The sequence below is a fragment of the Gordonia sp. (in: high G+C Gram-positive bacteria) genome (assembly GCF_049299075.1).
Lineage (GTDB): Bacteria > Actinomycetota > Actinomycetes > Mycobacteriales > Mycobacteriaceae > Gordonia.
Window position 1 is genome coordinate 1 of sequence record NZ_JBAQWU010000235.1, and the last position, 5,922, is coordinate 5,922.

Sequence of the window (5,922 nt, forward strand, 5' to 3'; positions counted from 1 at the left end):
GTCTACCGAGACGCTCGCGCGGCCGGAGTGGGGTTCGCCGCATGCTGGGTCGGTGCCGCGGCAATCGTGGGCGCGCTCGCCAGCCGGACGGGTGCGACTGGCGTGGCTGTCGCCACCTTCTCCGCGGTCGGCGGGACCACCCTGGGTCGAGTCGGTGACAGGATCGCCGATGTGCTCGATCGCGGCGATCTCGAGGGTGCTCGCGCGATGCTGCCCAGCCTGGTTGGACGTGACCCGAGCGTGCTCGACGAAATCGGAATCTGTCGTGCCGCCGTCGAATCCATCGCCGAGAACACGTCCGATGCCACCGTCGCCCCGTTGCTGTGGGGCGCGGTACTGGGCGTACCTGGGCTGCTCGGCTACCGCGCGGTGAACACTCTTGACGCGATGATCGGATACCGCTCGCCCCGCTACGCAAGGTTTGGGTGGGCAGCCGCCCGGACCGACGACGTCGCGAACCTGCTGCCCGCTCGGGTCACCGCGCTGCTCGCCGGGATCCTCAGCGGACATCCGAGGCAGGCTGCGCGCGCTGTCCGGCGCGACGCCCACCGGCACCCGAGCCCCAATGCGGGTGTCGTGGAAGCGGCATTCGCCGGCGCGCTGGGCATCTCCCTCGGTGGGACGACCGTCTATCCGCACGGCACCGAAGAACGTCCCGTCCTCGGTGCCGGTCCCGCGCCGCTGGCTGCGGACCTGCGCGCCGCGGTCCGCTTGTCTCGTCGAGTGCAGATCGCCAGCGCAGTGCTCGCCGTCGCGCTGGCCGGGTCACGATCTCGCCGTCATTGACGCGGAGGCGTTGGCCGACACCGACCCGGAGCCGTAGCCTCTGCCCAGGGTCAGCAGTAGGTAGCCTGGTCGGCCCAATACTGATCGGTCAGTCGAGAGGCGAGATATGAAGAAGCGGCCGGGAATGATCGTGGCGGCAGTGGCCTGCGTGAGCGTAGTCGGTATGGGTGTGGCGACCGCTCCGGCGCAGGCGGAAATGCTGGGTGTCAGCTCATTGAGTAGCGGTTTGTCGAGCGGCTCGACGAGCAACGGATCGCTCGCGATTGACATGTTCGGCAGCGTGCTCGGCACCGTCGTCGAGGTCTTGCTGACGAACGGTTCGTGATCGTGGACGCCGCCGGTGGTCAGCGTCCGTAGCGCTGGGCCAGCTTGGCCTGCACGGACGCGTCGTCGGACTCGGTCACCGTGCCCGCGCCGATCTCCGGGCCGGTGCGCGGCCCCGCCGAATCGGGGGCGCTCACGTCACGGAGTTCGTCGAAGATTCGCTGGCGCTCGCTCGGGCGTGCCACGTCGGCGCCGTCCTGGTCGTCGGTTTTGGTGAGCGCCCGCCGATGTTTGACCTCCGCCCACACGAAATAGCCGACTCCTAGCGGCGCCATGATGCCGAACGCCAACCATTGCAGGCCATACGAGAGGTACGGGCCCGACTCGAGTTGCGGTAGATCGATGGTGCCCAGGCCGCCGGGCTGGTCGTTGGTCAGCTGCACGTAGAACGGGGCGTAGCCAGCGTTCGCGGCCGTACCGATGGCCGCGGCGTCGATGGTGTACGCGGTGAGCAGTCCGCCTTCGACGCGTGGCTCCTTACCAGGACCGGTGCTCTCGGAACGGCGCAGCCGTGCGTGGATGGTCACTTCCTCGCCCGGGGCGCCCGGTACCGTCACCGCGCCGTCCGCGCCGGGGCGGATCCAACCGCGGTCGACCAGGATCACCCGATCGGTGCCGGCGACCGCAAAGGGCGTGATGATCTCGGCGGCCGGGCGCCCACCGACCGACCGTAAACGCTGTTGGACCTGCTGATCGCTCAGGTAGCGACCAGTGAGCGTGACCTCACGCCACTCGTCGTCGGTGGCCAGCGCGCTCCCCGCGGGCACGAGCTGGTCGAGCGGGACTGCGGCGGTTTGCGACGCCGAACGGAGCAGGTCGTTGCGATGCTCGGTCTCGGTGTTCTTGCCGAGCTGCCAGGGCGCCAGGATCAAGAAACAGGCCGCAGCGAAAACGGCAACCAGCACGGCCGACAGTAGCCAGCCCGGTCGCAGAAATGTTCGCAGCAGTCGCATACCTCAAGGATAGCGAGTGCCGTTACCCTTCCCGCTCGGCCAGGGTGGCGTGGATCCACGCCAGCAACCCGGGCAGGGCGGCCTCGACTTGTTCGCGCACCAGCGCGAAGTCCTCCGGGCCGCCGTAATAGGGGTCGGGAACATCGTCGCCGTCGGCGGTCGGGTCGAAACTACGCAGCAGCCGGACCCGGTCGCCCAGCCGTTTGCGCGACAGCTCGCGCACGTGACCGGAGTCCAAGGCGACAAGCAGATCGGCGGACAGGTGGCCGGTGTCGAGTTGGGCGGCGACGTGCGCGTCGGAGTATCGGTGGGCCAGCAGTTCGGTGCGGGCCCGATTATCGGCAGGCTCACCGATGTGCCAGCCGCCGGTACCGGCGCTGCTCACGACCACTTGGTCGGCCAGCCCGGCGTCGACGATAGCCGCCGCCGCGATCGACTCGGCCATCGGCGACCGGCAGATATTGCCGGTGCAGACGAAGCAGATGTGCAGTTTCTGTGGGTCAGACACCCATACACCTCGCGCAGTTGCGGGACCATTGGCCCCGATTCTAGTACGTCCGGCAAACTCGGCCATCGATCAGTTCCCTAGCGACGGCATGGCGAATCCGGGGTCACCGTCTCCAGAGTAGGGTCTGCAGACCATGGCATCCGACTTCTTCGAGCCCGGGCGGCACGGAGATGCCGATGCCGAGAACGGCGTCACGGATTTCGCTGTCAACGTGCAGCCCGGCCCGCCGGAGTTCGTGCGGGCGGCCCTCGCGGCCCGACTCGGGGATCTTGCGGCCTATCCGACACCGGCCGATACCGAACGCGCGGTGTCGCTCATCGCGGACCGACACCGGCGGCGCCCGGCCGAGGTGCTGCTGCTCGACGGCGCGGCCGAAGGCTTCGAGCTGCTCGCCCGGCTCGCTCCGGCGCACATCGCGCTGATCGAGCCGTCGTTCACCGAACCGGAGCGAGTATTGCGGGCGACCGGCGCACGGATCAGCCGGGTGGTCGGGGAGTGGCCGTGGCGGTTGGACACCGCCCAGGTGCCCGACGATGCCGATCTGGTGATCCTGGGCAATCCGACCAACCCGACCTCGGTGCTGCATACGCGCGAGCAGATTGTGGCGTTGTGTAGGCCGGGGCGGCTGGTGGTGGTCGACGAGGCCTTCGCCGATCTGACGCGCGATGCGGGGACCGGCGAGCGTGAACCGCAGTCCCTGGCCGATGCGTTACCGGCCGGGGTGGTCGTGATCCGTTCGGTGACCAAGACTTTCGGTTTGGCCGGTCTGCGGGTCGGATATCTCTTGGCCGCGCCGGAGGTGATCGCGCGGCTGGTCGCCGGACGACGGCATTGGCCGCTCGGCACCCTCGCGCTCACTGGATTGGCGGAATGCGTGGGACCGCGCGGTGACCGCTACGCCGACCGGCTTGCCGGACGGATTGCCGCTGATCGGGACCACCTGCTTGCCTTGCTCACTGCGGCAGGCATCGAGCTTTGCGTGGAGCCGGCGGCACCTTATGTGCTGATTCGGGTGGACGACGGTCTCGGCATGAAGGCGGCCCTGCGGGAGCGGGGCTTCGGGGTGCGCAGTTGCGCGAACTTCACCGGGCTCGGCCCGGACCATCTCCGGATCGCCGTACGCTCGGCGGAGGACTCGTCGGCGCTCGTCGCGGCGATGGCCCAGATCGCCGCCGACAGACTGCTGACCGTACCGGGAGGATTGTGATGACCCTGACGCTCGGGCAGGTGGTGGCCGCACTCGATGCTGCGTACCCCCCGGCGCTCGCTGAAGCGTGGGACGCTGTCGGCCTGGTCTGTGGTGACCCGGACGAGGCGGTGACTGCCGCGCTGGTGTGCGTGGATGTGACCGACGCTGTTGTCGATGAAGCCCTGCGCACCGGCGTGACGCTGATCGTCGCCCATCATCCGCTGCTGATGCGCGGGGTGGAGACGGTGGCGGCCTCCACCCCGAAAGGGCGACTGATCCACCGGCTGATCCGCGGCGGGTGCGCGCTGTACTCCGCGCACACCAATGCGGACAAGGTCCGCGGCGGCGTCTCTGATGCGCTGGCCGAGGTGCTCGGCGTGTACGAGACCGTCCCGCTGCTGCCCGAACCCGACCGCGCCCTGGACAAATGGGTCGTGATGGTGCCCGAAGGCAGCGCCGAACAGGTCAGCGAGGCGATGTTCGCCGCTGGCGCCGGCGCACTCGGGGACTACCGCGACTGCCTGTGGAGCGTTGTGGGCACCGGCCAGTTCCGTCCGGTCACCGGCGCCAATCCGGCCGTCGGCGCAGTGGGCGAGCTGACCCGGATCGACGAAGACCGGGTGGAGGTGGTGGCACCGCGCGGTCGCCGGACGCAGATCCGGCAGGCGCTCCGCGATGCGCACCCCTACGAGGAACCTGCCTTCGATGTCTTCGCGCAGGTCGCGCTGGACAGCGACATCGGACTGGGCCGGGTCGGCAGGTTGGCGGTCGCGGTCTCGCTCCGCGAGTTCGTCGCGCATGCCGCTGCGGTGCTGCCCGCGGCCCCGTGGGGGATCCGCGCGGCCGGCGATCCGGACGCGATAGTCTCGACAGTCGCAGTGTGCGGCGGTGCCGGAGACTCGTTGATCGAGGCGGCCACCGTGGCGGGCGCCGACGTATACCTGACCGGTGACCTGCGGCACCACGTCGTCGATGAGGCGCGGCGAGCCGGAAGCCTGGCGCTGGTGGACGCGGGCCACTGGGCCACCGAATGGCCGTGGTGCGTCAATGCCGTGGAGCTGCTCGTCGACATCGGTTGCCGCGCAACGGCGTATCAGCCGACCACCGATCCCTTCAACGTCGTACCTGATGACACCCGAGAGGCTTGACCTGAGATGAAAGCTGCGCCCGCGCAACAGCGCCGACTGCTCGATATGGCCGATCTGGACGTCGAGCTCGCTCGGGCCCGCCATCGACTGGGCCGGCTGCCCGAAGACGCCGCGCTCGGCGAGGTGGACGCCGAGCTGACCATCGCCGAGGCTGACGTGACGAAGGCCGAGGCCGCCGTGGCCGAACTCGACGAGGCGTACGAGAAGGCCGACGCAGAACTGACCGGTATGACCGAACATGCCGCGCGTGATCGCGAGAAGCTGGAATCGGGCGCACTGAACCACAAGGCGATGGCCGAGATGCAGCATGAGCTGGCCGGCCTGGACCAGCGGCGGGAGCTGCTGGAATCGGACGTTCTGGAGATCATGGAACGCCAGGAGGCGCTGGCGATGGAATTGCAGCGGGCCCAAGCTACGGTGACCGCGTTGCTGGAACGACGCGGTGCGGCGGTCGTGGTCCGTGACCATGCTCTCGCGGCGACCGAGAACGAGATCACCGAGTTCGGGAATCGTCGGGCGGCGATTGCTATCGAGGTCGACGATGCTTTGCTGGCGGTCTACGACCGGTTGCGGGAGCAGGGGCAGGTCGCTGCCGGCCTGGTCCGGCAACGCCGCTGCGGAGCCTGCCGGATCGAGCTGGATCCCCGGACGCTGAATGCGATCGCCACGGCCGCCGACGACGATGTGGTGCGCTGCGAGGAGTGCACCGCGATCATGGTCCGCACCGAGCAGTCCGGACTCCCGACCGGCGGCGTCGCCCAGTGATCGTCGTGGCCGGATGACCGGTGCCACGCAGAGCTGGCAGGGGCACCTGTCGGCGCCGACCCGGCTTACCCTACTCCGGCACGGTCAGACGGTGCTCTCGGTGGATCGGCGGTACTCCGGGCACGGCGACCCCGAATTGACCGCGCTCGGGCGCGCGCAGGCGGCCGCCGCCGCAGCGCGACTGGGTGAGCAAGGTGGCATTGACGTCGTCGTCTGCTCGCCGCTGGGCCGGGCCCGGCAGACGGCCGC

General features: G+C 69.3%; 7 protein-coding genes and 1 pseudogene. 6 read left to right on the forward strand and 2 right to left on the reverse strand.

Translation table 11 applies throughout. The annotated features are described in order from the left end of the window. Both cbiB and WAW85_RS07375 read left to right on the forward strand, forming a co-directional pair. Positions 1-786: adenosylcobinamide-phosphate synthase CbiB (cbiB, locus tag WAW85_RS07370; protein WP_422558978.1), on the forward strand; the 786-nt coding region annotated here is incomplete at its 5' end. 106 nt (positions 787-892) lie between these two features. Further along, positions 893-1,111, forward strand: coding sequence for a hypothetical protein (locus tag WAW85_RS07375; RefSeq protein WP_422558979.1), 219 nt, complete (start codon positions 893-895; stop codon positions 1,109-1,111). Positions 1,112-1,130: 19 nt separating this feature from the next. Here the strand turns inward: WAW85_RS07375 and WAW85_RS07380 are convergent, their stop codons facing one another. Together WAW85_RS07380 and WAW85_RS07385 are read right to left on the reverse strand one after the other, a co-directional pair. Further along, entirely contained in the window at positions 1,131-2,063 is a 933-nt protein-coding gene (locus WAW85_RS07380; RefSeq protein WP_422558980.1) for an SURF1 family protein, read from the reverse strand. Positions 2,064-2,085: 22 nt separating this feature from the next. Continuing rightward, the gene (locus WAW85_RS07385) at positions 2,086-2,571 is read right to left on the reverse strand and encodes a low molecular weight protein-tyrosine-phosphatase (RefSeq protein WP_422558981.1); all 486 of its coding nucleotides are present in this window, start codon (positions 2,569-2,571) and stop codon (positions 2,086-2,088) included. 133 nt (positions 2,572-2,704) lie between these two features. On the opposite strand from WAW85_RS07385, the gene cobC reads away from it, so the two are divergent. The 4 genes and pseudogenes from cobC to WAW85_RS07405 all read left to right on the forward strand — a co-directional run. Further along, positions 2,705-3,778 (forward strand): Rv2231c family pyridoxal phosphate-dependent protein CobC, encoded by a 1,074-nt coding sequence (gene cobC / locus WAW85_RS07390; RefSeq protein ID WP_422558982.1) that lies wholly within the window; start codon positions 2,705-2,707, stop codon positions 3,776-3,778. After that, positions 3,778-4,908, forward strand: a complete 1,131-nt coding sequence (locus tag WAW85_RS07395) for a Nif3-like dinuclear metal center hexameric protein (RefSeq protein WP_422558983.1) — start codon at positions 3,778-3,780, stop codon at positions 4,906-4,908. Before cobC ends, WAW85_RS07395 begins: the two co-directional genes overlap by 1 nt. A gap of 6 nt (positions 4,909-4,914) precedes the next feature. Next, positions 4,915-5,673, forward strand: a complete 759-nt coding sequence (locus tag WAW85_RS07400) for a zinc ribbon domain-containing protein (RefSeq protein WP_422558984.1) — start codon at positions 4,915-4,917, stop codon at positions 5,671-5,673. A 49-nt stretch (positions 5,674-5,722) separates the two neighbouring features. Next, positions 5,723-5,922: pseudogene (locus WAW85_RS07405) on the forward strand (histidine phosphatase family protein); the annotation flags it as partial.

Coding starts and splice junctions, on each gene's coding strand:
- WAW85_RS07375 (WP_422558979.1), top strand. CDS start 893: ATGAAGAAGCGGCCGGGAATGATCGTGGCGGCAGTGGCCTGCGTGAGC.
- WAW85_RS07380 (WP_422558980.1), bottom strand. CDS start 2,063: ATGCGACTGCTGCGAACATTTCTGCGACCGGGCTGGCTACTGTCGGCC.
- cobC (WP_422558982.1), top strand. CDS start 2,705: ATGGCATCCGACTTCTTCGAGCCCGGGCGGCACGGAGATGCCGATGCC.
- WAW85_RS07395 (WP_422558983.1), top strand. CDS start 3,778: ATGACCCTGACGCTCGGGCAGGTGGTGGCCGCACTCGATGCTGCGTAC.
- WAW85_RS07400 (WP_422558984.1), top strand. CDS start 4,915: ATGAAAGCTGCGCCCGCGCAACAGCGCCGACTGCTCGATATGGCCGAT.